Source organism: Halegenticoccus tardaugens, from assembly GCF_004116405.1.
Classification (GTDB): domain Archaea; phylum Halobacteriota; class Halobacteria; order Halobacteriales; family Haloferacaceae; genus Halegenticoccus; species Halegenticoccus tardaugens.
Map to the genome: position 1 here is coordinate 155777 of NZ_SDIC01000003.1, position 22643 is coordinate 178419.

Here is a 22643-nt window from a genome sequence, read left to right on the forward strand (position 1 = left end):
TTACTCCCCCCAGTCCTCTTCGAGCTCCGGGGCTCGCTCGAGGACCGGCGGGTTGACGTCGATGACTTCCAGTTCCGCGCCGCAGGTTCCGCAGTCGATGATCTCTCCGGTTTCGAGGTCGTCGTACAGGGACACGTCGGCCCCGCACTCGGGACAGTCTGCTTCGGTCATGCTGTACCCGTTCGTACCCCGCTCACCCATATAAAGGCGTCGAAAATGTCAGAAAAGAAAAATTACTCGGACCCCCGTCTACGCGTCCGAGGCGGGCGGTTTCGATCCGTTTCGAGATCGGCTGTCTGTCATCTGGTGTGTAGTTAGTCGTCCCCGAGGGGGGACGGCGGTCGTCGCGGCGGCCGCCGCGGCGATCCTCGCGGCGCGACCGCCGGGGGGTGGCGGGTCCACGCCGCGCGCGCTCGCTCGAACGCGGCGACGCGGGCGGACGCCGCGGTGCGCTCAGACACGGCGATCGACCTCCGTTTCGAGGCGGTCGGCCGCCGCCGCGAGCGCGTCGCGCCCGGCGGTCAGCGCCTCGGCGTCGGCGTCGATGCGGTCCGCCGCCGCGTCCAGTTGAGCGGCGACGGCGGGCGAGGCCGGTCCGCCGGCGGAGTCGCGGCTCTCAGCGCTCCGGGCGGGGTCCAGCGCGGCCTCCAGATCGTCGCGGTTCACGTGCGTCCGGAGGTTCTCGCCCAGGACGCCTTCTGCGGCCGCGTCAAGTTTTGCGGCAACGGTCGCCGGATCGTCGCCGTCCTCCACGTCGGGGGCCGCCGCGGCGACGATCTCGTGAGCCGTCCGGAACGGCACCCCCGCCATCGCGAGCAGGTCCGCCACGCCGGTCGCGGTCGAGAAGCCCTCGCCCGCCGCCGCGGCGAGCGCCCCCTCGTTCCACGTCGCGGTGCGCACCGCGCCCGCGGCGACGGCCGTCGCCTCCCCGACGACGTCCGCGGCGTCGAAGGCGTGCCGGTGTGCGCGCTGCAGATCGCGGTTGTACGCGCGGGGGAGGCCCTTCAGCGTCGTGAGGAGGGCCGCGAGGTCGCCGACGGCGTCGCCCGCGCAGGCGCGGACGAGCTCCAGCGTGTCGGGATTCTTCTTCTGGGGCATGATCGACGAGGTCGACGAGTAGTCGTCCGAGAGGTCGACGTACCCCCGGTTCGAGAAGACGACGAGGTCCTCCGCCAGCCCCGACAGCGTCACGGCGTGGGTCGCGAGCGCCGAGAGCGTCTCGGCGAGGAAGTCCCGCGCCGAGGAGGCGTCCATCGAGTTGCCGAGCACGCCCTCGAACCCGAGGAGTTCGGCGGTGCGCTCGCGGTCGACGTCGAACGGCGTGCCCGCGAAGGCCGCCGCGCCGAGCGGCGACCGGTTGATCCGCCCGTACGCGTCGAGGAGGCGGGCCGTGTCGCGCGCGACCGCCGCCTCGTAGGAGAGGAGGTGGTGCGCGACGGTGGTCGGCTGGGCCGGCTGGAGGTGCGTGTAGCCGGGCATGGTCGTCTCGACGTGCGCCGCGGCCGTCTCCGCGAGCGCCTCGCGCAGCGCGAGCGTCGCCTCGACGACCGAGAGCGCGTCCTCGCGGAGGCGGTAGCGGATGCAGGCGGCCACCTCGTCGTTGCGCGAGCGGGCGGTGTGCATCCTCCCGCCGTCGGGCCCGACGCGCGCGATGACCGCCGACTCGACGGCCTCGTGCACGTCCTCCCCGTCGGGGAGCGCCCCGTGACCGGCAGCCTCCACGTCGTCGAGCGCCGCGAGGATCGCGCCGGCCGTCTCGCCGTCGACGATCCCCCGCTCCGCGAGCATCACGACGTGCGCGCGGTCGACCGCCAGATCCGCCTCGAAGATGCGCTCGTCCGCAGCGAGGCTGGAGAGGAACCCGCGGGCGGGGCCGCCGCTGAACCGATCGCGGCGGACGACGCTCGAATCGCCGGGCTCCTCGCTCGTCATCTGATCACTCCTCGTTCGCGTCGGCCGATCCACCCGTTCCGCCGTCGGCGGCGAGTTCGGGCTTCTCGGCCTTCTCCGCCACCGAGTTGGCGAGGCGCGACTGGAAGCCGTGGTACTTCGCGACGCCGGTCGCGTCGCCCTGCGTGATGCCGTCGACGGTTTCCGTGTTGAACGACGCCGCCGACTCGGAGTACACCGCGTAGTCGCTCTCGCGGGCGACCGGGCGGGCCTGTCCGCCCTCGAACTTCACCGTCACCGTGCCGGTGACCTTCGTCTGCGTCTCGTCGATGAAGCCCTCCAGCGCCGCCACGAGCGGCGCGTCGACGAGGCCCTCGTAACCCTTCTGCGCCCACTCGTCGTCCACGAGCCGCTTGAAGTCGCGTTCCTCCTTCGTCAGGACGAGCTGCTCCAGCGCCTCGTGCGCGGCGAGGAGGGTCGTCGCCGCCGGGTGCTCGTAGTTCTCGCGCACCTTCAGCCCGAGCATGCGGTCCTCCATCATGTCGGTGCGACCGACGCCGTACGACCCGGCGAGCTCGTTCAGGTGCTCGATCAGCTCGACCGGCTCCATCGCCTCACCGTCCCCAGCCGACGGCTGGGTGTTCGTCGAGGTCTCTCCGACGGCGCCGACGGCGACGGGGTAGCCCTCGTCGAACTCGATCTCCACCAGCTCGGTCTCACCCGAGGGCGCGCTCGTCCACTCGTAGATCTCCTCCGAGGGGACGTGGCCGGGGTCCTCCAGCTTGCCGCCCTCGATCGAGCGGCTCCAGAGGTTGGTGTCGATGGACCAGACGCCCTCGTTGCCGCCCTCGACGGGGAGGTCGCGCTCCGCGGCGTACTCCATCTCCCACTCGCGGGTGAGGCCGAGTTCGCGCACCGGGGCGACGACCTCCAGGTCGGAGGCGCGCCAGACCGCCTCGAAGCGGAGCTGATCGTTTCCCTTGCCGGTGCAGCCGTGGGCGACCGCGTCGCAGTCGCGTTCCTTTGCGACGTCCAGGATGGCTTCGGCGATGACCGGGCGCGCGAGGGCCGTCCCGAGCGGGTAGCCCTGGTAGGTCGCGTTCGCGCGCACGGACAGGAGGCACTGGTGGGCGAACTCGTCTCGCGCGTCCACGACGTGGTGTTCGAGGTCCAGCGCCTCGGCGGTCTCTTCGGCCTCCGCGAACTCCGCCGCGGGCTGGCCGACGTCCACCGTGACGCCGATTACTTCGTCGTACCCGTACTCCTCTTCGAGAAGCGGCACGCATACTGTCGTGTCGAGTCCGCCGCTGAACGCGAGTGCCACGCGTGTCATGTACCTTCCCCTCCGGAGTTCTCGGACTTAAGTTCTACGTTTCTATTTAGTGAAATAAAGACGCAGGGATGCCTATAGGCGGAGAAAGAGCTTCTGAGCTTGTAGTCGAATGCTACGGGATCGGGGGTGAGAGTGTGAGTGGGCCTAACGGCCCGGTCGTCGCGGTCGTCGGGCTCGCGGGGGAAGAAGGAGAGCGCGGACGCTCGACTGGGCGTCGAGCGCGTGCGCCGCGTCGCGAGCCGATACCATTGCGAATTCCTTGCGTGTACGGGCTATTAAACGCTTTCGGCGAGGCAACGTTTACCTGTCGGGGACGGCCCGTTCGCGAGGGAGCGTTCGCCTCGCCCGACCGCCCCGGATCGCCCGGGCTACCCGGTCGTTTCCGATGGCTCCCGCAGGACGAGCCCCTCCAGCGCCCCCGAGTACTGCATCAACACGGTTCCGAGGATGCTCATCACGAGCACGTAGCCGACGGCGAACGCCGGGATCGTCCCCGTCATCACCGGCCCCGCCCCCGCCGCCGCCGTGGTCGCGATGATGAGCGAGAACTCCCCGCGGGTGACCATGCTCGCCCCGACGCGGACCGCCCGCCGGTCGTCGAGGCCGTACATCCGCCCGCCGAAAAAGCCCGAAACGAGCTTCGTCGGCGTCGTCAGCACGACCGCGACGGCCAGGAGGCCCGCTGTCGCGGCGACGAGTTCCGGGTCGGTGTTCAGCCCGATCCAGAAGAAGAAGATCGCGGCGAACACGTCCCGAACCGGCGAAAGCAGGCGTTCGATCCGTTCGACGTGGACGGTGCTCGAAAAGCCCATCCCGACGAAGAAGGCGGCGACCGCCTCGCTCACCCCGAGCGAAAGCGCCGCGCCGGCGACCGGCACCGTGATCCCGAGCGCCCGGAGGACGAACAGCTCGTTCGACCCGACGTCGAGGGCGCGTTCGAGCCACGCCGACCCGTAGTGCGCCGCGACGACCAGCGCGAGGAGGAAGCCGACGGCGACGGCGACGTCCCGTCCCGTCTCGGCGAGGCTCCCCCCGCCGCGCACGAGCGACGAGACCACGGCGAGGTACACTGCGATGAAGAGGTCCTCGAAGACGAGCGTTCCGAGGATGGGCTCGCTCTCCGCGTCGGCGATCCAGCCGAGGTCGATGAGCGACTTCGTGATCACCGCGCTGGAGGAGATGTAGACGATCCCGCCGAGCAGCAGCGCTTCGAGGAGCGACCAGCCGAGGACGAGGCCGATGGCGACGCCAACCGGGAAGTTCACCGCGACGTCCAGGAGTCCGACGGCCGTGAGCTTCCGTCTGTTCTCGAGCAACCGTTCGATGCTGAACTCCAGCCCGAGAAAGAACAACAGGAGGACGATGCCGATCTCCGCCAGCAGCGTGACGTAGTCGCTCGCGGCGACCGTGACGTGGGGCAGGCCGGTCTCGCCCAGCACCGACGGACCGACGGCCGCGCCGACGAGGACGTACAGCGGAATGACCGACAAGCCGACTCGCGACGCCAGCGCGCCGGCGGCGGCAATGGCCGCTAACGCGCCGCCGAACTGCAGCAGCGATACCTCCGCCATCTATCCGGAGTCGCCGACGAGCGCCGCGAAGTCCTGACACTCCTCGCGGGTTCCGAGGACGATGAGCGTGTCCTCCGGGCGGAGCTTCGTCTCGCCGCCGGGGTTGGTGATGGTCTCGTCGCCGCGCCTGATGGCGATGACGGACGCCCCGGTCCGCTGGCGGACGTGCGCGTCGGCGAGCGTCCGCCCCGAAAGCGGCGAGTCCTCCGTGAGCTTCACCCACTCGATGAGCGAGTTCTCGTCGAGGACGGTCTCTATCGTCCCCGTCCGGATCGGCTGGAAGTACGCGCCCTCCATGATGGTGCCGACCTGCCGGGCGAGCTTGTCCGACAGCTCGAACAGCTTCTCCGAGTCGGCGTCGGGGCCGGGGCGGCGGAACAGCTCCCGCTTGCCCGTGTTGTGGATGACGATGACGAGGCGGGACCCGTCGTTCAGGTCCACCTCGAACTTCTTGCCCACGCCCGGCAAGTCGCTCTCGTAAACTGTCACGGTTTCTCTACTCGGAGGCGGCTAATAAGGGTGGCCCGACGCTGTCACCCGCCCGCGAGCCGCAACACGACGAAGATACCGACGCACGCGACGATCGGGATCGAGAGGTTGTCGTCGACGACGTACCCCGCGATCACCGGTTTCACGCCGTCGGCGAAGGTCGCGCCAGCCGCGCCGACGGCCGAGGCGGCCACCGCGACGGGAAACGTCGTTCCCGCGTCGGCGTTCGTCACGAACGGCCACGCGAGCGCGAAGCAGACGCCGAACATCGCGACGAGCACGCCCGCCTTCTTCGCCTGTCCGGCGCTGTTCGACCCCAGCACGCCGCTTATCGGGTCGCCGACGGAGAGCATCAACATCCCCGGAACCGCGACGTACCACTCGAACGCGAGCGCGACGGCGGTCATGCTGAACATGTACAGCGCGTACCCCGCGGGGTTGTCCCGTTCGTACTCGCGAGTCAGTTCGTCGTAGATCCACCAGTCCAATCCCCCGTACAGCCGCAACACTTCGAGGACGGCGGCGGCGACCGACAGGCCGACGAGCAGGTACCCGAGCTGCGCCCACGTCACGAGTCCGAGGAGGTACAGCGCCGGGATGCCGGTGCCGCTGACGTGGACGAGCCGCCGTCCGAGTTCGCTCACGTTTACGCGTCCGCCGTCTCGACCGCCCCGTAGGCCGCGCGGAGGTCGTCGAACGTCTTCCGCCCGCGCCGCACCGCGGCGAGTTCGTCGGCTAACTCGTCGACCGGAACCCGGATCTGGGCGGTCGAGTCGCGCTCGCGGACGGTCGCCGTCTCCGGGCCGGTCCCCTCGACGCCCTCGGGGTCGACCGTGACGCAGAACGGCGTCCCGATCTCGTCCTGCCGCCGGTAGCGGCGGCCGATGTTGCCCGAGTCGTCGTACGCGACCGACAGCCCCGCCTCCCGGAGGTCGTCCGCGATCTCGCCCGCGAGCGCCGTGAGCGACTCGTCGTTGCTCAGGAGGGGGAAGACCGCGACCGAGGTCGGCGCGATCTCCGGCACGAACCGGAGGTAGGTCCGCGTTTCGCCGTCGACTTCGTCCCTCGCGTACGCGTGCGCGATGACCGTGTAGACGGTTCGATCGACGCCGAACGAGGGCTCGATCACGTGCGGCGTGACGTGTTCGCCCGACTCCGTCTGTTCTTCGACCCGGAAGTTCGCCACGTCGGTCGGGACCGCGTACTCCTCGCCGTCGATCTCGACGACCACCTCGTCGCCGCCGAAGGCGTCGGGATCGAGCGCGGCCAGATCGCGCAGGGCGTCGGCGACGTCGGTCGCCTCCGCCCCGAACTCGGGCCCGAGCGCGCTCATGTCCGGGTCGACCACGGCGCGCTCGACCGTCTTCGGCTCGTCGTACTGCTCGAAGACGGTGAACGACTCGTCGGCGTGCTCGCCGTGCTTCGAGAGGTCGTAGTCGGTGCGGTACGAGAAGCCGGCGATCTCGACCCAGTCGCCGGCGGACGGGTCCGTCGCCAGTCGATCGGCCGCATCGCCCGACGCCGAGACGCTCCCCAACTCGGCCTCCGCGTCCCAGCAGTCGCTCGCGTAGTGGGCGCGCTCGCCGGGGAGGTGCTGGCGGTACCTGAATCGGTCCGCGTCGACGCCGACGCGCTCGAACCACCGCTTCGCGATCCCGAGGTAGTAGGCGATCCACTCGTTGGCGACGACGCCGGTTTCGACCGCCTCGCCGATCGTCGTCTCCAGGTAGTCGCCGCCCTCTTTCTCCTGCTCCGTCGCGGGGTACAGCCGAACCTCGACGTCCCGAACGTCGTCGAGCGACGGCTCGTCGCGCTCGGGGTCGACGAACTGCTCCAGTTCGGCCTGCGTGAACTCGCGGGTTCGGATCAGCCCGCGGCGGGGGCTGATCTCGTTCCGGTACGCGCGGCCGATCTGCGCGACGCCGAACGGCAGCTGGTTCCGGGCGTACTCCTTCAGCCGGCCGAACTCGACGAAGATGCCCTGCGCCGTCTCCGGCCGGAGATAACCCGTCTGGCCGGAGCCGGGCCCGATCGAGGTCTCGAACATGAGGTTGAAGTCCTCGACGGGCCGGCCGGCGAGCGACGCGCCGCAGTTCGGACAGCGAAGGTCGTGCTCCTCGATGAGCGCCTCGACCTCGGGGATCGGGAGGGTCTCGGCCTCTTCGATGCCGGTTTCGTCCTCGATCAGGTGATCGGCGCGGTGGCTCTCACCGCACTCGCCGCACTCGACGAGCATGTCGTCGAACCCGTCGAGGTGCCCCGAGGCCTCGAACACCGGCTCGGGCATGATCGTCGGCGCTTCGATCTCCTGGTTGCCCTCCTTGACGGCGAACCGATCGCGCCACGCCGACTCGACGTTCCCCTTCAGCGCCGCGCCCTGCGGGCCCATGGTGTAAAAGCCGGCCACCCCGCCGTACGCCTCCGAGGAGCCGAAGAAGAAGCCGCGACGCTTCGCGAGTTCGGAGATGGCTTCGGGAGTCACCTGCTCGTCATTCACTTCGCCGGTGTTCACCGGCTCATCGTTCGCCATCTTCAAAGTGCCTCCAGCAGATCGACGTCGCGGACGATGCCGACGAGGTCGCCGCCGTTCACGAGAGGGATCTGCTCTATGTCCTCGGATATCATGAGCTGTGCGGCCTTTTGCGCCGTGCGCTTTCGCGAGACGGTGACGACGTCCTCGGTCATGAACCGCTCGACCGGCTCCGCGGGAATCTCGACGTTTCGCGTCGGGAGGTAGCGGTTTCCGACGGCCTTGATCCCCTCCCACATCCACTCGTCGTCCTGGTTGGCGATGCTGTCGCCGGTCTCGTCCTCGCCCTCGACGACGCGGGCGACCTCGATGATGTCGACCTCGGTGAGGATGCCCGCCATCCCCCCCTCGTCGTCGAGGACGACGGCGTAGGGGACGTTCGCGAAGTAGATCTCGCGCTCGGCGACGGTCAGCGGCGCGCCGACGTAGGTCGCGTTCACGTCGCGGGTGGCGATCAGGTCGATCTCCGTGTCGCCGTCGGTCTCGCCGCGGGCGATCGCCCGAACGACGTCGGTCACGGTGACGATCCCTTCGAGCGTCGTCACCGACCCGTCGTCGCTCACGACCGGCACGCGTCGCGCGCTCTCTTCGACCATGCGCCGGGCGACCTCGTCGAGGTCCGCGTCCGCCGTCGTCGTCGGTACCTCACGCATCAAGAGCGCGAGTTGATCCTCGTCGGGGCTCTCGATGAGGTCGTCGCGGGAGATGAGACCGCGGTACTCCTCACCCTCGTCCGTCTCTTTTACGACCGGGACGGAGGAAAAGCCGCGCTCCTGGAGATATTCGAGGACGTCGTCCCGCGTCCCCGGAAGCGCGACCGTCACGACCTCCGAGCGGGGCGTCATCACGTCGGCTACGTTCATATGCCCTGCTTACATGCTGCCGCCTCTTGTACTCTGCGAACCACCAGCGTGCGACGCGCTCTTCGCCCGCTTCGACGTTCAGCCGCGACCGAATTTATGTCATGCCATAACACACGTATTTCCGCGTGGGCGTCGCACTCGCTCCCGCATGACCGCTGTAAAAATCGTCAAGGTGCTCGGTACGTCCTCGGAATCGTGGGAAGACGCGGCCGAAGAGGCCGTCGGCAAAGCCAGCGAGACGATAGACGACATAAGCGGCATCGAGATCGAAGACTGGACCGCCGACGTCGAAGACGGGCGGATCACGGAGTACAAGGCGACCGTCGAGATCGCGTTCCCCGTCCGCGAGGAGATGCGAGAGGGCTGAGCGCGTCCGAACCCGGCTCGCTCTTTTTCGTCGACCCCACCGATCCGCCGTTCTATCCGCCGATTCAGCCTTCGATCCGATCCGCCTCCGGGAAGAACTTCTCGTAGTCGTCGTGTTCGAACGACCCGAGGTGCGTCCCGTCGAGTTTCTGCACGTGGGTGTACATCTTGCCCGCCTCTTTCGCCGCCCGGATGCATCCCGTCGCGTGACGGCGCTCGAACGTTCCGGCGACGAGGATCGCCACCTTCCGATCCGGGTCGAGGAGCGTCGTGACGAGAAAGACGCGAGAGGAGGCCTCTGCGCGGTGGACTTCGTACCGCGGGAAGCCGCCGGCCTCGAACAGGCGGACGAACTCCTCGGCGTCGTTCCCGGGGATCACGTGCGAGAGACCGAACCGGTCGCTCGCCCCCGAATCCGGGTTCTCGGGCGCGGTGTCGCCCGCCGCGACGGCGAGGGTCGTCCACCCCTCGGCTTCGAGGTCCGCAGCAATCGCTTTCATGTCCGACAGCGTCGCCTCCCAGGCGCTCTTTTCCACGTCGGCGTTCGCGCCGATGCGCTCGGCGTCGGCCGTCCGATCGTCCCCGATCTCTGGCATACCCTCGATTGCTCCCTCGCGGCGGTAAAGCCTACCGGAGCGCCGGGAAGCGCCGCGGTGGCGAGGCGGGGTCGACGCCGTCCTCGACGTCGCTACGGCGGCACCCCGACGCCGAAGACGAACTCCATGGCCGCCGAGGTCGCGAGCACCGCCAGACTCCCGACGAAGAGCTTCGCCGGCGGCGGAACCCGCTCCTCCGGCGGGAGTACCCAGCTCTCCGGGAGCGGCACCCGCGCGAGTCGCTGAAAGCGCGTCTCCTCGCGCGGCGACGACTCCGCCCCGTCCCGCTCCCGCTTCCAGCTCGGCTTCGGGCGCAGCCGCAGCGTCGAGTACCCGAACAGCGCGAAGCCGGCGTAGAACAACAGGTGCTTCGCGCCGACGAACCCCGCCCCGAGCGCGAAGCTCGCCGCGGTCGCCGCGGCGAAGAGCAGGCCGGTCAGGACGGCGACGTACGAAAGCGCGTCAGCGATCCGGCGGCCGGCCCGGCTCGCGTTCATTCGGGACGGGTCAGCCGACGTCGGAAGACGGTCGCCGGCTCGTCGTGCTCGTCCGCGTGCCGGTGGCAGAGGCTCGTCCGCCCCGCGTCGCCGACCGGGTGCTGCTCCGGACGATCGGCGTCGCAGACGCTCCCGAACTCCTCGGAGAGGTACCGTCGGGCCTCTTCTTCGCGGTTTTCCCGCACGTACATCGCGGCCTCGTCGACGTGCGCCCGAATCCCCGGGGGGATGTCGACGTCGTCGAACAGCTCCACTCTGACCTCGTCGATGTCGGTGTATCGGACATCCCTTCCGAGCAGCTCCCGCGCCCTGTCGGTGAGCGACCGCTCGGCGCGCGAACGCTCCCTGAGCACCTCGCGGAACACCTCGATCCGTTCCCAGAGGTCGGCGTCCAGATCGCGGTACTTCTCGGGGCGGATCTTCGCGGGACAGCGCGTGCTGAACGGACAGCCCGACGGCGGATCGCGCGGACTCGGCGGGGTGCCGCGGAGCGTGATCCGCTCGCGGTCGCTCGTCGGGTCCGGCTCCGGAATCGCCGACAGCAACGCGTGCGTGTACGGATTCGACGGATCGTCGAACAGCTCCTCCGTCGGCCCCAGTTCCATGACGTTGCCGAGGTACATCACGGCGACGCGGTCGCAGATGTGGCGGACGACGGAGAGGTCGTGCGCGATGAAGAGGTACGTCAGCCCGAACTCCGCCTGCAGATCGTCGAGGAGGTTCAGTATCTTCGCTTGCACGCTCACGTCGAGCGCGGAGACGGGCTCGTCGAGGACGATGAAGTCGGGCTCGAGCGCGAGCGCGCGGGCGATGCCGACCCGCTGGCGCTGCCCCCCGGAGAACTGGTGCGGGTAGCGGTAGTAGTGCTCCGGGCGCAGGCCGACCGTCTCCAGCAGGTCGCGGACGCGTTCGCGGCGCTCCGGCGGCGTCTTCCACTCGTGGACGTCGAGCGGTTCGCGGATTATCTGGCCGACCGTCAGCCGGTCGTTGAGGCTCGACTGCGGGTCCTGAAACACCATCTGCGTGTTCCGACGCCAGGATTTCAGCTCGTCGCCGGAGAGCGTCGTGGCGTCGCGGCCGTCGAACAGCACCTCGCCCGCGGTCGCTTTTTCGAGTTGCACCAGCGTCCGACCGAGCGTCGTCTTCCCGCAGCCCGACTCGCCGACGAGCCCGACCGTCTCGCCCCGACGTATCTCGAAGCTGACGCCGTCGACCGCCTTCACCGGGTCGCCGCCGAATAGGCCGCCGTCGTCGTAGTACTTCTTCAGGTTCCGGACTTCGACGAGCGTCTCGCCCCGTCGAGCGGTCGGTTCGTCCCGCACCGGCGTCTGCTCGCTCACGCCGAATCACCCCGCTCGCCGTTCCGCGACTCGTGGCGCGCCACGGCCGCACTCCTGTTTTCGTCCTCGGGATAGAGCAGGCAGGCCGCCCGGTGGTTCTCGGCGTCGGCCGCCACGTCGACCGAGACCGGATGGACGCGCTCGCACTCGTCGAACGCCTTCGGGCACCGGGGGGCGAAGCGGCAGTACGTCGGTTCCCCGTCGGGCGTCGGCACCTCCCCCTCGATGGTCCGCAGGCGGTCGCCGCGTCCCTGCACTCCGGGGATCGACCGAAGCAGCCCCTCCGTGTACGGGTGCTTCGGGTTCTCGAAGAGTTCGACGACGGGGGCGCTTTCGACGATCTCGCCCGCGTACATCACGTTCACCCGATCCGCGACCTCCGCGATGACGCCCATGTCGTGGGTGATGAACATGATCGCCAGGTCGCGCTCGCGCTGCAACTCGGCGAGCAGTTCGAGGATCTGCGCCTGGATGGTCACGTCGAGCGCCGTCGTCGGCTCGTCGCAGATGAGCACCTCGGGATCGCAGGCCAGCGCCATCGCGATGACCGCTCGCTGTCGCATGCCGCCGGAGAACTCGTGGGGGTACTCGCGCACCCGCCGTCCGGCGTCGGGGATCCCGACGGCTTCGAGGAGATCGATCGCCTCGCGGGTCGCCGCCCGTCCCGACAGCCCCCGGTGAAGGGAGAGCGCCTCCTTGATCTGGTTGCCCACGGTGTAGACGGGGTTGAGGCTCGTGAGGGGGTCCTGAAACACCATGGCGACGTCGCCGCCGCGGAGCTTCCGGAGCGCCTTCTCGGGGGCGCGGACGACGTCGACGTACCCCTCCTCGATCTCGCCGCCCCGTCGCGCTTCGATCACGACGAAGTCGTCCTCGCCGATCGCGCCCGCGCGCTCGCTCGGATCGAGATCGCTCACGTCCGCCGTCCGTTTGCCGAACGCGGAGGCGAAACGCCGCACCGCGTCGAGGTCCCGGAACCGCACGCTCCCTCGGAGGACGCGCCCCGGCGAATCGACGAGACCCATGATGGTCCGGGCGGTGACGCTCTTTCCGGACCCGGACTCGCCGACGACGCCGACCGTCTCGCCGCGACGGATGTCGAAGCTGACGCCGTCGACGGCGCGGATGACCTCCTTGTCGGTGAAGAAGGCCGTCCGAACGCCGTCCACCTCGAGGAGCGGTTCGGACTCGCCGACCGCCGCCTCGTCGGCGGAGTCGTCGACGGTCATCACCCGCCACCTCCCGAAGCCACGGCCGCCTCGTCGGCGGCGTCGCCCCCGCCCATGCTCTGGGGATCGATGGCGTCGCGGATGCCGTCGCCGAGCGCGTTGAACCCCGTCACGACGACGACGACCATGACGCCGGGGATGGTCGAGATGTGCCACGAGACGGTCGAGATGTACGACCGTCCGAGGTTGACCGCGCGGCCCCACTCCGGCGTCGGTTCGGTCACGCCGACGCCGAGGAACGACAGCGCGGCCGTCGCGATGATGATGCCGCCGAGGGTGAGCGACGCGTACACGAGCAGGTAGCCGACGATGTACGGGGCCATGTGTTTCTGCATCGTGATCCGCGGCCGCTGGCCGAAGCTGCGCGCCGCGTCGATCCACTCCTGTTCGGACACCTGGAGCGCGGGGCCGCGAACCGCGCGCCAGAGGAACGGCCACGTGGTCGCCCCGAAGATGAGCGCGAGCAGCAACCCGCCGCTGTAGACGCCCGCGATCCACGTTCCGGAGAAGACCACGGACAGGAGGAGGATGAGGAGAAAGCGCGGGAGCGACTGGATCGAGTCGCTGACGATCACGGTGAGGAGGTCCGCGACCCCCTTGTAGTACGCCGTGACGAGCGCGAGCGCCGTGGCGACGAGGCCGCTCATCCCGATCGAGAGCACGCCGATAAAGAGCGACACGCGGGCACCGGCGGCCATGAAGGTGAAGAGGTCTTTCCCGGAGTCCAGCGTCCCGAACGGGTGGAACCGGTCGTACTCGTCGTACTGCATGACGCCCACGTTCCTGTCGGAGGTTCCGGTCGAGGACGCGGCGAGGTTCGCCTCGCCGTGGGTGATCGTCGCCTCGCCGCCGGCGTCGCTCCAGTGCGTGATCTCGTTCGAGTACGGGTCGATGATGTTGTGTTCGAGGGTGGTCGGGCCGAGCGGCGGCGCGAACACCGCGAACACGACGAACGCGAAGACGACGACGAAGCCGAAAAGGCCCCAGTAGTGGGTCCGAAAGCGGTCGATCATGTCGTCTTGGGGGGTCCAGTCGGCGTACCGGTAGTGCCGGCGGAAGACCTCGTAGCCCCGCCAGCACCACGCGAGGAACGCGAACGAGTAGGCGTACACGAGGACGACCCGGATCGCCCACGCGACCGCCGGCGAGAGGCCGAGGAACGTGTTTCGCCACCCGTCTTCGGGGTGTTCGTACCCCTCGTTGGGGACGAGTTCGCGGGTGAGGAGGGTCGGCAGCGGCTGGATCGCGTGCACGCCGACGAGGCCGACGAGCAGCACGAGTCCGCCGACGACCACCCCGCGCGGCTCGCCCCGAGCGACGCCGCCGCCCACGAGCGCGACCGCCGCGAGCAGCGCGAGCGCGACGACGGCGAGCGTCGCCGTCCCGCCGAGGGCGATGGCGGTCTCGACGGCGATCAGAAGCGACAGCGTCCCGACGCCGGCCCCCCGGAGCGACCCGCCGCGGACGTAATTCGAGAACCCGACGCCCGCGACGACGGCGGTCGAAACGAGCAGGACGACGCCGACCGCGTCCGGCGGCGCGCCGAGCGCGCCGGCCGGGCGCTCGTAGAGGGCGTTCCACGGGATCGGCTCCGTGACCGACTGCGCGAACGCGCCGAACTCCAGCGCGAGCAGGAGCGCGAACCCGGCGACCCAGACGAGCGCGGGGCGGGGGTTCGCGGCGATGCGATCCGTGAGCGGTGCGTCCTCGGAGAGCGATGTCCGGCTCATCGGATCACCTCTCGTACCCCACTCGCGGATCGATGATCGTGTACAGGAAGTCCTGCAGGATGTTGACGACGACGAGCAGGAGGATGAAGATGAACATCAGCGACCCGACCAGGGGGAGATCGCTCTGCACCGCCGCCTGGAAGAACAGGTAGCCGATGCCGTTGATGCCGAAGATCGTCTCGACGATGACCGATCCGCCGATGAGCAGGAACGCCTCGCCCGTGATGACCGGCACGAGCGGAATGAGCGCGTTCCTGAAGACGTGTTTCCAGACGATGCTCCGGCGCGGAACGCCCTTCGCGCGGGCGGTTTCGACGTAGTTCGAGTTGATCGTTTCGAGCACCGCGGTCCGGCCGATTCGCATCTCGTTGCCCATCGACGCCGATCCGAGCACGATCGCCGCGGGGGCGATCTGCTTGATCGCGATCAGCAGGTTCGGCCACGTGTCTCCCGGCGCGGTCACGAGCCGGAGCGGTTGCGAGAGAAAGGCGATGTTCGGCGGACCGATGATCGACGTCTGTCTGCCGAGGTTCACCCACGCGTCGCCGAACGGTCCGGAGATACCGAGCATCCCGACGAGGATGATCGCGAGCCAGAAGTTCGGCATCGCCCGCCAGACGATGCCGCCGAACGAGGCGGCGTAGTCGGGGAGGGTGTTCGGGTGCAGGCCGGCGTAAAAGCCCAGCGGAATGCCGACGAACAGGGCGATGAGCACCGACCAGAAGCCGAGCCAGATCGTCCGCGGCGCGAAGAGCAGGATGAGGTCGTACGCGTCGGTGTCGGGGTTTATCACCCACGACTGACCGAGGTTGAAGGTGAACAGGTCGGTCATGAACTGGATGTACTGGATCCAGAGCGGTTCGTCCAGCCCGAGGTTCTCCTGGATCTGGTCGTACGCCTGCGGCGAGCCGGTCGGCCCGAGAATCGCTGAGACGGGGTCGAGCGGGCCGACCCGGAGGATGAGGAACGTGATCGTCGTCCCGAAGACGACGACCGGAACGGCGAGCAACACCCGCCGGAGGAAGTATCCCCACCGGCTCATGGGTGCCTTCGCCGCGTCGGCGATTCTGTTACCATCGTTACGCTGTGTTCTGAATTACCGTGGTTATATCTTGCGTTACGGTTCATGCGAATTTTTCGTCAACAGAAACCCGAAATTCGGCGATATCACCGACGAAGCCCGAACTCGGGATCGGCGTCGCGCGGGGCGGTTCCCGGGGGTTCAGTTCCGCTCGCCGAGCGAGGTGTTGTTGTGTTTCATCCGGCTGGTGTCCGCGCCGCCGAACGCCGGGATGTCGACCCACTGGTAGTTGAACCGCTGATCGGTCTGGTGGTAGACGGGCAGGAGGACCACGTCCTCCCAGTTGGCCCTCTCCATCTCGAGGTACGCCTCGTTGCGGGTCGACTCCGCCTCGTCGGTCGGCGCGGGGTTCGACTCGATGCGATTCCACGCCTCCTGTGCCCGCCGGGACGCGTCGGTGTCCTGCCAGTCGACGTACGCGCCCTTCGCGCCGCCCTCCTGCGACGTGACGGTCAGATCGGGCACGAGGTTCTGCAGGAAGTTGTCCGGCGCGGGCCAGTCCATCACCCAGCCCAGCGAGTACGCTTCGAGGTTCCCCTCGCGCCCCCGCGTGAGCAGCGTCGAGAAGGGCGCTTCCTCCAGCGTCACGTCGACGTAGGCGCTCGTGAGCTGGTCGCGGAGCAGCGAGGCGATCTGCTGCCACCCGGCGTCCTCGTAGGTCGTGAACGTCAGTTCGTACCGGTTCCCGTCGTCGTACCCGGCCTCCTCCATCACCCGACGGGCCTCTTCGAGCCTGCTCTCGTTGTACCCGTACGGGTAGTTCTCCTCCGCGTGCCCGTCGTACTCGTCAACGCCGCCCGGGAAGATGTTCGGCGGCGTGAAGTGGTACGCGCCCTTCCCGCGGCCCTTGAACACCTGCTCGACGGCCGTCTGCTGGTTGAGCGCGTAGGCCATCGCCTTGCGCACCGCCGGCTCGTCGACGTTCTCCTGGTTGATGCCGATGTAGTAACAGCTGACCGTCGCGACGCCGACGTAGTCGACGGTCGTCCCGTCGAGGTCGTACGTCCCGATCTCGCGGCCCTCCTCGTCCGTCTCGTCGACGCTCAGCTTGTTCGGATTGTACTTCGACGTCGGGATGCCGAAATAGTCCGCTTGCTCGTTCTGGACGTACGAGTAGTGTGCGTCGTCGTCCTCGATGATCTGCCAGCGGACCCCGTCGAGATCCGCGACGTCGCCGTGGTAGTCGTCGAAGCGTTCGACGATCGCCTCCGTGTTCGGCGTCCACTTCTGGAACTGGAACGGGCCGCAGCCGATCGGGTTCTTCGTGGCGAACTCGCCGTGTTCCATCTCGCCGTCGTACCCCTCGATGTCGCCGACGATCCCCTCGGGGACCACCGCGAACGCCGAGTACGCCAAGATTCCGATCGTCGAGGCGAACGGCTCTTCGAGTTCCATCGTGAGCGTGTAGTCGTCCTCCGCCTCCAGCGCGAGCGAGTCGGGGACGTACCGTTCTTCCTCCTCGCCGTCGTCGTTCTCGGCCATCTCCGTCTCGTGGACGACGCCGAGCGAGTCGAGGACGAAGTAGTCCCGCCGGGAGTTCGGCGACTGCGCGAGCCGCTCCCACGAGTAGACGACGTCCTGCGCGGTGACGTCGCTCCCGTCGTGGAACGTCACGCCCTCCTTCAGGGTGAACGTGTAGGTGGTGAAGTCCTCCGAGGTCTGGTAGTCCTCGGCGAGAAGCGCCTCGGCGTTGATGTCGCCGTTCGGGTAGTACGTCAACCCGTCGAACAGCTGCTGGATGACCCCCCCCGACGCCGTGTCGCTGGCCTTGACGGGGTCGAGCGTGTCCATCGTCGAGTTGATGCCCTGAAGGTAGTTCTCACCGACTTCGGTGCCTTCCCGCTCACCCTCGTCGTCGCCGCCGTCGCCGCCATCCCCGCCGTCTCCCCCGTTACCGGCGCATCCGGCGATCGCCACCGCGGCCGCCGCGCCGCCCGTCGCTCGCACGAATCGCCGGCGCGAAATACTGTTATCGTCTGTCATCCGACGCTCCATTTTTAATCGGATTTGATAAACGTACCGCATTCGAATACCACTTCACTGATGCCCGACGGGCGATCAGTCGACTCCTGATACAGCGCGCCATGAAATCCATTCCGGGAGTCCACCGCAAATATCCATCGGAGGCTGAAATCCGAATTTCACCCTCTCACGCTTCGATCCGGCGCTTTCGCTGTCGTTTCGACGCCCTTATGTGGCTGTGACAGAAAGTCCCATACATGGTGACGGACGCGACGGTCACGGATGCGTCGAGCCCCGAAGTCATGGCGTCGGTGAACCCCTCTCCCTGCGGGGACGAGCTCGTCATCGCGGACATCTCGTGCGACGACGCGTGGCTGTCCCTCCGTGCGGACGACGCCCCGGTTCTCCCGGACTGGCGGTGACGACCTCTCCCGCCTCTGCGGGGTATTCGCGCTTTGAAACGGATGGCGAGCTTTTTTGTTCACCTCGATCGTTCACCGCCACATGAACTACCGCGAGGTCACGCCGAGCCGCGAGTTCCTCGCTCGCCTCGAACACGGCGCGGACTGGCGCGAGGAGATCGAGGAGTTCGCCGCGCGCGAGGGGATCGAGTCGGCCTGGTTCACCGCGATGGGCGCGGTGCAGGACGCCGAACTGTGGTACTACGATCAGGACGACACGGAGTACCGATCGGTCTCGTTCGACGAGCCCCTCGAAGTCGCCTCGTGCGTCGGTAACGTGGCGCTGCTCGACGGCGAGCCGTTCGCCCACACGCACGTCGTGCTCTCCCGGCGGAGCGGGCAGGCGCTCGCCGGCCACCTCAACGCGGCGACCGTCTTCGCCGGCGAGGTGCACCTCCGGAGCTTCGACGAGCCGCTGGAGCGCGAGCGCGAAGACGTGACCGACCTCGACCTCTGGCTGTGACGCCGACCGCGACCGTCGCGACGGAGGTCCCGAAATCGCCGAAGGCGGGGGTGCTCGCGTGAAACCGGACGACGAACGCTACTTCGCCCGCATCGAGGATCGGCTGGACGAGGCGTTCGAACTCGCGGAGGCGGCCAAGGCGAAGGGCAAAGATCCCGCGACGGCGGTCGAGATACCCGTCGCGCAGGACATGGCCGACCGCGTCGAGAACATCCTCGGCATCGACGGCGTCGCGGAGCGCGTCCGCGAACTCGAAGGGCGGATGTCCCGCGAGGAGGCCGCCCTCGAACTCGCGGCGGACTTCGCCGCGGGACGCGTCGGCGACTACGAGACGCGCGCGGGGAAGGTCGAGGGCGCGGTTCGGACGGCGGTCGCGCTCCTCACGGAGGGCGTGGTCGCCGCGCCCATCGAGGGGATCGACCGCGTCGAAATCATCGAGAACGACGACGGGTCAGAGTTCGTCAACGTGTACTACGCCGGGCCGATCCGCTCCGCGGGCGGGACCGCACAGGCGCTGTCGGTGCTCGTCGCCGACTACACCCGGACCCTCATCGGCCTCGACGAGTACCGCGCGCGCACCGACGAGGTCGAACGCTACGTCGAGGAGGTCAACCTCTACGACAAGGAAACCGGCCTCCAGTACTCGCCGAAGGACAAGGAGACCCGTTTCATCGCGCAGCACATGCCGATCATGCTCGACGGCGAGGCGACGGGCGACGAAGAGGTGTCCGGCTTCCGCGACCTCGAACGCGTCGACACCAACTCCGCCCGCGGCGGGATGTGTCTCGTCATGGCCGAGGGAATCGCCCTGAAGGCCCCGAAGATCCAGCGGTACACCCGCCAGCTCGACGAGGTCGACTGGCCGTGGCTGCAGGATTTGATCGACGGGACGGTAAGTGAGGACGAGTCGGTGACCACCGCCGAAGTCACCGAAACCGCCGAAGCCGCCGAAGCCGCCGACGATGGCGAAGGCGGGGCGGCGAGCGACGACGCCGGTGAGGGTTCCCACGCCGCGGCGGAATCGGACGACGACGTCGACGAGTCGGACGGTATCGCCGAAACCGAGGACGGCGGCGAAGTCGAGGGCGTGGAACCGGCCGGCCCGCCGCGGGTCGAACCGGCGACCAAGTACCTCCGGGACCTCATCGCCGGCCGCCCGGTGTTCGGCCACCCGTGTCGCGCCGGGGGCTTCCGCCTGCGGTACGGCCGGGCTCGAAACCACGGCTTCGCGACCGCCGGCGTCCACCCGGCGACGATGCACCTCGTCGACGACTTCCTCGCGACGGGGACGCAGATCAAGACCGAACGCCCCGGAAAAGCGGGCGGGGTCGTCCCCGTCGACTCCATCGAGGGGCCGACGGTCCGCCTCGCCAACGGCGACGTTCGGCGCGTCGACGATCCGGCGGAGGCGCTGGAGATCAGAAACGGCGTCGAGAAGATCCTCGACCTGGGCGAGTACCTCGTCAACTACGGTGAGTTCGTCGAGAACAATCACCCGCTCGCGCCCGCCTCCTACGTGTTCGAGTGGTGGGTGCAGGACTTCGAGCGCGCCGGCGCGGACGTGCAGGCGCTGCGGGACTCCCACCGGGTCGACCTGGAGGACCCGACGGTCGACGAGGCGCTGGAGTGGGCGACCGAGTACGACGCCCCGCTACACCCGGCGTACACGTACCTCTGGCACGACATCTCCGTCGCGGAGTTCGAGGCGCTGGCCGACGCGGCCGCGGACGGCGAGATCACCGAGGGCACCCTCGTCGTCGAACGCACCGACACCACCCGCCGGGCGCTCGAACGCCTGCTCGTCGAGCACTCGCAGACCCCCGATTCGCTCCGGATTCCCGTCTGGCGACCGCTCGTCAGGAGCCTCGGGCTGACCGACGGCCTCCGGCGGGAGTGGGACGACCCCTCCGAGGCGGCGCGCACCTGGGGCGACGGCGACAACGCGATCGAGGCGGTCAACGAGGTGGCTCCCTTCGAGGTCCGAGAGCGCGCGCCGACCCGCATCGGCAACCGGATGGGGCGGCCCGAGAAGTCCGAGAGCCGCGACCTCAGCCCGGCGGTGCACACCCTCTTTCCCATCAACAGCGACGGCGGCAGCCAGCGGGACGTGGCCGCGGCGGCCCGGAAGATGAACGACCGGGGGCAGCGCGGCGTCATCAGCACGAGGCTCGGTCGGCGGCGCTGCGGCGACTGCGGCGAGCGAACGTACAAGGCGCAGTGCCCCGAGTGCGGCGGCCACACGGAACCGTACTACGAGTGCGAGGAGTGCGACATCGAGGTCGAACCGGACGAGGGCGGGCGCGTCGAGTGCCCGCGCTGCGAGCGCGAGGTCGAAAGCCCGGACTGGCACACCGTCGACCTCAGGGCGGAGTACCGCGGCGCGCTGGAGAACGTCGGCGAGCGCGAGGCCGCCTTCGAGATCCTGAAAGGGGTCAAGGGACTCACATCGGCCCACAAGACGCCGGAACCCATCGAAAAGGGGGTCCTCCGCGCGAAACACGGCGTCACGAGCTTCAAGGACGGGACGGTCCGCTACGACATGACCGACCTCCCGGTGACGGCCGTGCGCCCGGAGGAACTCGACGTCACCGCCGACCACTTCCGCCAGCTGGGATACGAGGTCGACGTCGACGGCGAACCGCTCCGCCACGACGACCAGCTCGTCGAACTGAACGTCCAGGACGTCGTCCTCTCCGACGGCGCGGCCCGGCACATGCTCAAGACCGCGAACTTCGTCGACGACCTGCTGGAGAAGTTCTACGACCTCCCACGCTTCTACGAGGTGAACGAGCGCGACGACCTCATCGGCGAACTCGTGTTCGGGATGGCCCCGCACACGAGCGCCGCGGTCGTCGGCCGCGTCGTCGGCTTCACGAGCGCAGCCGTCGGCTACGCCCACCCATATTTTCACGCATCGAAACGCCGTAATTGCGATGGAGATGAAGATTGTGTTATGCTACTCCTCGATGGGCTATTAAACTTCAGCAAGAGTTATTTACCTGACAAACGAGGTGGAAAAATGGACGCGCCGCTCGTCATGTCCTCCCGCATCGACCCCGCGGAGATCGACGACGAGGCGCACAACATGGACGTCGTCCGGCGGTATCCCCTCGAGTTCTACGAGGCGACCCGCGAGATGGCCGATCCCGGCGACGTGGAGCACCTCATCACCATCGCCGAGGAGACCGTCGGCACCGACCGCGAGTACGCCGGGTTCGATCACACCCACGACACCTCGAACATCGCGCTCGGTCCGGACCTGTCGGCGTACAAGACGCTCGGATCGATGATGGACAAGATGGACGCCCAGCTCGAACTCGCGCGGAAACTCCGCGCCGTCGACGAGACCGACGTGGCGGAGCGCGTCATCGAGTACCACTTCCTGCCGGACCTGATCGGGAACCTCCGCGCCTTCTCGCGGCAGGAGACGCGCTGTCTGGACTGCGGCGAGAAGTACCGGCGGATGCCGCTGACCGGCGACTGCCGCGAGTGCGGCGGTCGGGTGAACCTCACGGTCCACCGCGGCTCCGTGAACAAGTACATGGACGCGGCGATCCAGGTCGCGGAGGAGTTCGGCTGCCGCGAGTACACGAAACAGCGCCTCCGGATCCTCGAACGGAGCCTCGAAAGCGTCTTCGAGAACGACAAGAACAAACAGAGCGGCATCGCCGACTTCATGTAACACGACCGTTTGCGCTCCGCTCGCTTCGCTCGCTCGGCAAACGGTCGATCAAAATCCTCGTCGCTCCCTCCGGTCGCTCCTCGATCCGCTCGCTTACTCCCTTCGGTCGTTCGCTCGCGGTACAACCGTCGTTCGATCTCCGCGGGCCGCTCCGCGCTTTCACCGCCGCGGCCGTTGGCATTTAACATACTCGCCGTCGAACGCGTACACATGGTCGGCGATGGCGGCGAAGAACCCGACGACGTGTCCGAATCGGAGATCGAACAGCTGAATCTGGGCCAGTCCGTCTACGACGAGGAGGGCAACGAACTCGGGACTGTCCGCGGGTTCGACGAGGGCGGCTTCTACGTGACGATGCGCGAGGGGATGGAGGCGCTGAGCGTCGAGCACGCCCGCACTGGCCACGAGTTCGGCGAGGGCTACCTGATGTGGCGCTGCACCGAGTGCGGCGAGATGGGCGAGATCGACGAGGGCCTCCCGGAGCGGTGCCCCAACTGCGGCGCGCCCAAGGAGGACCTCTACTACTGGACCGAGGACTGACGACCGCGGTCGAACCGTTC

21 protein-coding genes are annotated in these 22643 nt (G+C 68.4%); 5 read left to right on the top strand and 16 right to left on the bottom strand.

Translation table 11 applies throughout. The features are described 5' to 3' along the window. The 9 genes from lysW to C3L37_RS08375 all read right to left on the bottom strand — a co-directional run bounded on the left by lysW (position 1) and on the right by C3L37_RS08375 (position 8676). Positions 1-171, bottom strand: coding sequence for a lysine biosynthesis protein LysW (gene lysW / locus C3L37_RS08340; RefSeq protein WP_129114153.1), 171 nt, complete (start codon positions 169-171; stop codon positions 1-3). Positions 172-314: 143 nt separating this feature from the next. Next, positions 315-461 carry a hypothetical protein gene (locus tag C3L37_RS24290; RefSeq protein ID WP_164974721.1) on the bottom strand — a complete coding sequence of 49 codons (147 nt, stop codon included), beginning with the start codon at positions 459-461 and terminating at the stop codon, positions 315-317. Beyond that, on the bottom strand, positions 454-1932 hold the full coding sequence (gene argH, locus C3L37_RS08345; protein ID WP_129114154.1) for an argininosuccinate lyase: 1479 nt from the start codon (positions 1930-1932) through the stop codon (positions 454-456). Before argH ends, C3L37_RS24290 begins: the two co-directional genes overlap by 8 nt. Positions 1933-1936: 4 nt before the next feature. Beyond that, positions 1937-3223, bottom strand: coding sequence for an argininosuccinate synthase (locus tag C3L37_RS08350; RefSeq protein WP_129114155.1), 1287 nt, complete (start codon positions 3221-3223; stop codon positions 1937-1939). A 368-nt stretch (positions 3224-3591) separates the two neighbouring features. Then, positions 3592-4794 carry a cation:proton antiporter gene (locus C3L37_RS08355; protein WP_129114156.1) on the bottom strand — a complete coding sequence of 401 codons (1203 nt, stop codon included), beginning with the start codon at positions 4792-4794 and terminating at the stop codon, positions 3592-3594. After that, complete coding sequence (locus tag C3L37_RS08360) at positions 4795-5283, bottom strand: cation:proton antiporter regulatory subunit (RefSeq protein ID WP_129114157.1); 489 nt, start codon at positions 5281-5283, stop codon at positions 4795-4797. A 44-nt stretch (positions 5284-5327) separates the two neighbouring features. Next, on the bottom strand, positions 5328-5927 hold the full coding sequence (locus C3L37_RS08365; RefSeq protein ID WP_129114158.1) for a dolichol kinase: 600 nt from the start codon (positions 5925-5927) through the stop codon (positions 5328-5330). Between the two features lie 2 nt (positions 5928-5929). Beyond that, a complete protein-coding gene (gene glyS, locus C3L37_RS08370) occupies positions 5930-7813 on the bottom strand; it encodes a glycine--tRNA ligase (RefSeq protein ID WP_129114159.1) in 1884 nt (627 codons plus the stop codon). A gap of 2 nt (positions 7814-7815) precedes the next feature. After that, positions 7816-8676 (bottom strand): CBS domain-containing protein, encoded by an 861-nt coding sequence (locus tag C3L37_RS08375; RefSeq protein WP_129114160.1) that lies wholly within the window; start codon positions 8674-8676, stop codon positions 7816-7818. A 148-nt stretch (positions 8677-8824) separates the two neighbouring features. On the opposite strand from C3L37_RS08375, the gene C3L37_RS08380 reads away from it, so the two are divergent. Continuing rightward, positions 8825-9043, top strand: coding sequence for a dodecin family protein (locus C3L37_RS08380; RefSeq protein WP_129114161.1), 219 nt, complete (start codon positions 8825-8827; stop codon positions 9041-9043). A 64-nt stretch (positions 9044-9107) separates the two neighbouring features. Here the strand turns inward: C3L37_RS08380 and C3L37_RS08385 are convergent, their stop codons facing one another. The 7 genes from C3L37_RS08385 to C3L37_RS08415 form a co-directional block, all read right to left on the bottom strand. Continuing rightward, on the bottom strand, positions 9108-9638 hold the full coding sequence (locus tag C3L37_RS08385) for a DUF7529 family protein (protein ID WP_129114162.1): 531 nt from the start codon (positions 9636-9638) through the stop codon (positions 9108-9110). A 92-nt stretch (positions 9639-9730) separates the two neighbouring features. Further along, complete coding sequence (locus tag C3L37_RS08390) at positions 9731-10135, bottom strand: DUF7555 family protein (protein WP_129114163.1); 405 nt, start codon at positions 10133-10135, stop codon at positions 9731-9733. Next, a complete protein-coding gene (locus C3L37_RS08395; RefSeq protein WP_129114164.1) occupies positions 10132-11475 on the bottom strand; it encodes an ABC transporter ATP-binding protein in 1344 nt (447 codons plus the stop codon). The genes C3L37_RS08390 and C3L37_RS08395 overlap by 4 nt, the downstream gene beginning before the upstream one ends. Next, positions 11472-12704: an ABC transporter ATP-binding protein gene (locus C3L37_RS08400; protein ID WP_129114165.1), complete on the bottom strand. Its 1233-nt coding sequence runs from the start codon at positions 12702-12704 to the stop codon at positions 11472-11474. The genes C3L37_RS08395 and C3L37_RS08400 overlap by 4 nt, the downstream gene beginning before the upstream one ends. Beyond that, positions 12704-14434 (bottom strand): ABC transporter permease, encoded by a 1731-nt coding sequence (locus tag C3L37_RS08405; protein WP_129114166.1) that lies wholly within the window; start codon positions 14432-14434, stop codon positions 12704-12706. The genes C3L37_RS08400 and C3L37_RS08405 overlap by 1 nt, the downstream gene beginning before the upstream one ends. Positions 14435-14438: 4 nt before the next feature. Continuing rightward, positions 14439-15476: an ABC transporter permease gene (locus C3L37_RS08410; protein ID WP_129114167.1), complete on the bottom strand. Its 1038-nt coding sequence runs from the start codon at positions 15474-15476 to the stop codon at positions 14439-14441. 180 nt (positions 15477-15656) lie between these two features. Then, positions 15657-17498: an ABC transporter substrate-binding protein gene (locus tag C3L37_RS08415; RefSeq protein WP_129114168.1), complete on the bottom strand. Its 1842-nt coding sequence runs from the start codon at positions 17496-17498 to the stop codon at positions 15657-15659. A 236-nt stretch (positions 17499-17734) separates the two neighbouring features. On the opposite strand from C3L37_RS08415, the gene C3L37_RS24295 reads away from it, so the two are divergent. The 4 genes from C3L37_RS24295 to C3L37_RS08430 all read left to right on the top strand — a co-directional run bounded on the left by C3L37_RS24295 (position 17735) and on the right by C3L37_RS08430 (position 22623). After that, positions 17735-17899, top strand: a complete 165-nt coding sequence (locus tag C3L37_RS24295) for a DUF7556 family protein (protein WP_164974722.1) — start codon at positions 17735-17737, stop codon at positions 17897-17899. An 82-nt stretch (positions 17900-17981) separates the two neighbouring features. Then, on the top strand, positions 17982-18401 hold the full coding sequence (locus C3L37_RS08420) for a PPC domain-containing DNA-binding protein (RefSeq protein ID WP_129114169.1): 420 nt from the start codon (positions 17982-17984) through the stop codon (positions 18399-18401). A 58-nt stretch (positions 18402-18459) separates the two neighbouring features. Continuing rightward, positions 18460-22083, top strand: coding sequence for a DNA polymerase II large subunit (locus C3L37_RS08425; protein ID WP_129114170.1), 3624 nt, complete (start codon positions 18460-18462; stop codon positions 22081-22083). A gap of 210 nt (positions 22084-22293) precedes the next feature. Next, positions 22294-22623 (top strand): DUF7130 family rubredoxin-like protein, encoded by a 330-nt coding sequence (locus C3L37_RS08430; RefSeq protein ID WP_129114171.1) that lies wholly within the window; start codon positions 22294-22296, stop codon positions 22621-22623. The last annotated feature ends 20 nt before the right edge of the window (positions 22624-22643 follow it).

Bases quoted from the DNA above. Each gene is read 5' to 3' on its own strand.
- lysW (WP_129114153.1), bottom strand. From the start codon at position 171: ATGACCGAAGCAGACTGTCCCGAGTGCGGGGCCGACGTGTCCCTGTAC.
- argH (WP_129114154.1), bottom strand. From the start codon at position 1,932: ATGACGAGCGAGGAGCCCGGCGATTCGAGCGTCGTCCGCCGCGATCGG.
- C3L37_RS08350 (WP_129114155.1), bottom strand. From the start codon at position 3,223: ATGACACGCGTGGCACTCGCGTTCAGCGGCGGACTCGACACGACAGTA.
- C3L37_RS08355 (WP_129114156.1), bottom strand. From the start codon at position 4,794: ATGGCGGAGGTATCGCTGCTGCAGTTCGGCGGCGCGTTAGCGGCCATT.
- glyS (WP_129114159.1), bottom strand. From the start codon at position 7,813: ATGGCGAACGATGAGCCGGTGAACACCGGCGAAGTGAATGACGAGCAG.
- C3L37_RS08375 (WP_129114160.1), bottom strand. From the start codon at position 8,676: ATGAACGTAGCCGACGTGATGACGCCCCGCTCGGAGGTCGTGACGGTC.
- C3L37_RS08380 (WP_129114161.1), top strand. From the start codon at position 8,825: ATGACCGCTGTAAAAATCGTCAAGGTGCTCGGTACGTCCTCGGAATCG.
- C3L37_RS08385 (WP_129114162.1), bottom strand. From the start codon at position 9,638: ATGCCAGAGATCGGGGACGATCGGACGGCCGACGCCGAGCGCATCGGC.
- C3L37_RS08390 (WP_129114163.1), bottom strand. From the start codon at position 10,135: ATGAACGCGAGCCGGGCCGGCCGCCGGATCGCTGACGCGCTTTCGTAC.
- C3L37_RS08400 (WP_129114165.1), bottom strand. From the start codon at position 12,704: ATGACCGTCGACGACTCCGCCGACGAGGCGGCGGTCGGCGAGTCCGAA.
- C3L37_RS08405 (WP_129114166.1), bottom strand. From the start codon at position 14,434: ATGAGCCGGACATCGCTCTCCGAGGACGCACCGCTCACGGATCGCATC.
- C3L37_RS08410 (WP_129114167.1), bottom strand. From the start codon at position 15,476: ATGAGCCGGTGGGGATACTTCCTCCGGCGGGTGTTGCTCGCCGTTCCG.
- C3L37_RS08415 (WP_129114168.1), bottom strand. From the start codon at position 17,498: ATGACAGACGATAACAGTATTTCGCGCCGGCGATTCGTGCGAGCGACG.
- C3L37_RS24295 (WP_164974722.1), top strand. From the start codon at position 17,735: ATGGTGACGGACGCGACGGTCACGGATGCGTCGAGCCCCGAAGTCATG.
- C3L37_RS08420 (WP_129114169.1), top strand. From the start codon at position 17,982: ATGAACTACCGCGAGGTCACGCCGAGCCGCGAGTTCCTCGCTCGCCTC.
- C3L37_RS08430 (WP_129114171.1), top strand. From the start codon at position 22,294: ATGGTCGGCGATGGCGGCGAAGAACCCGACGACGTGTCCGAATCGGAG.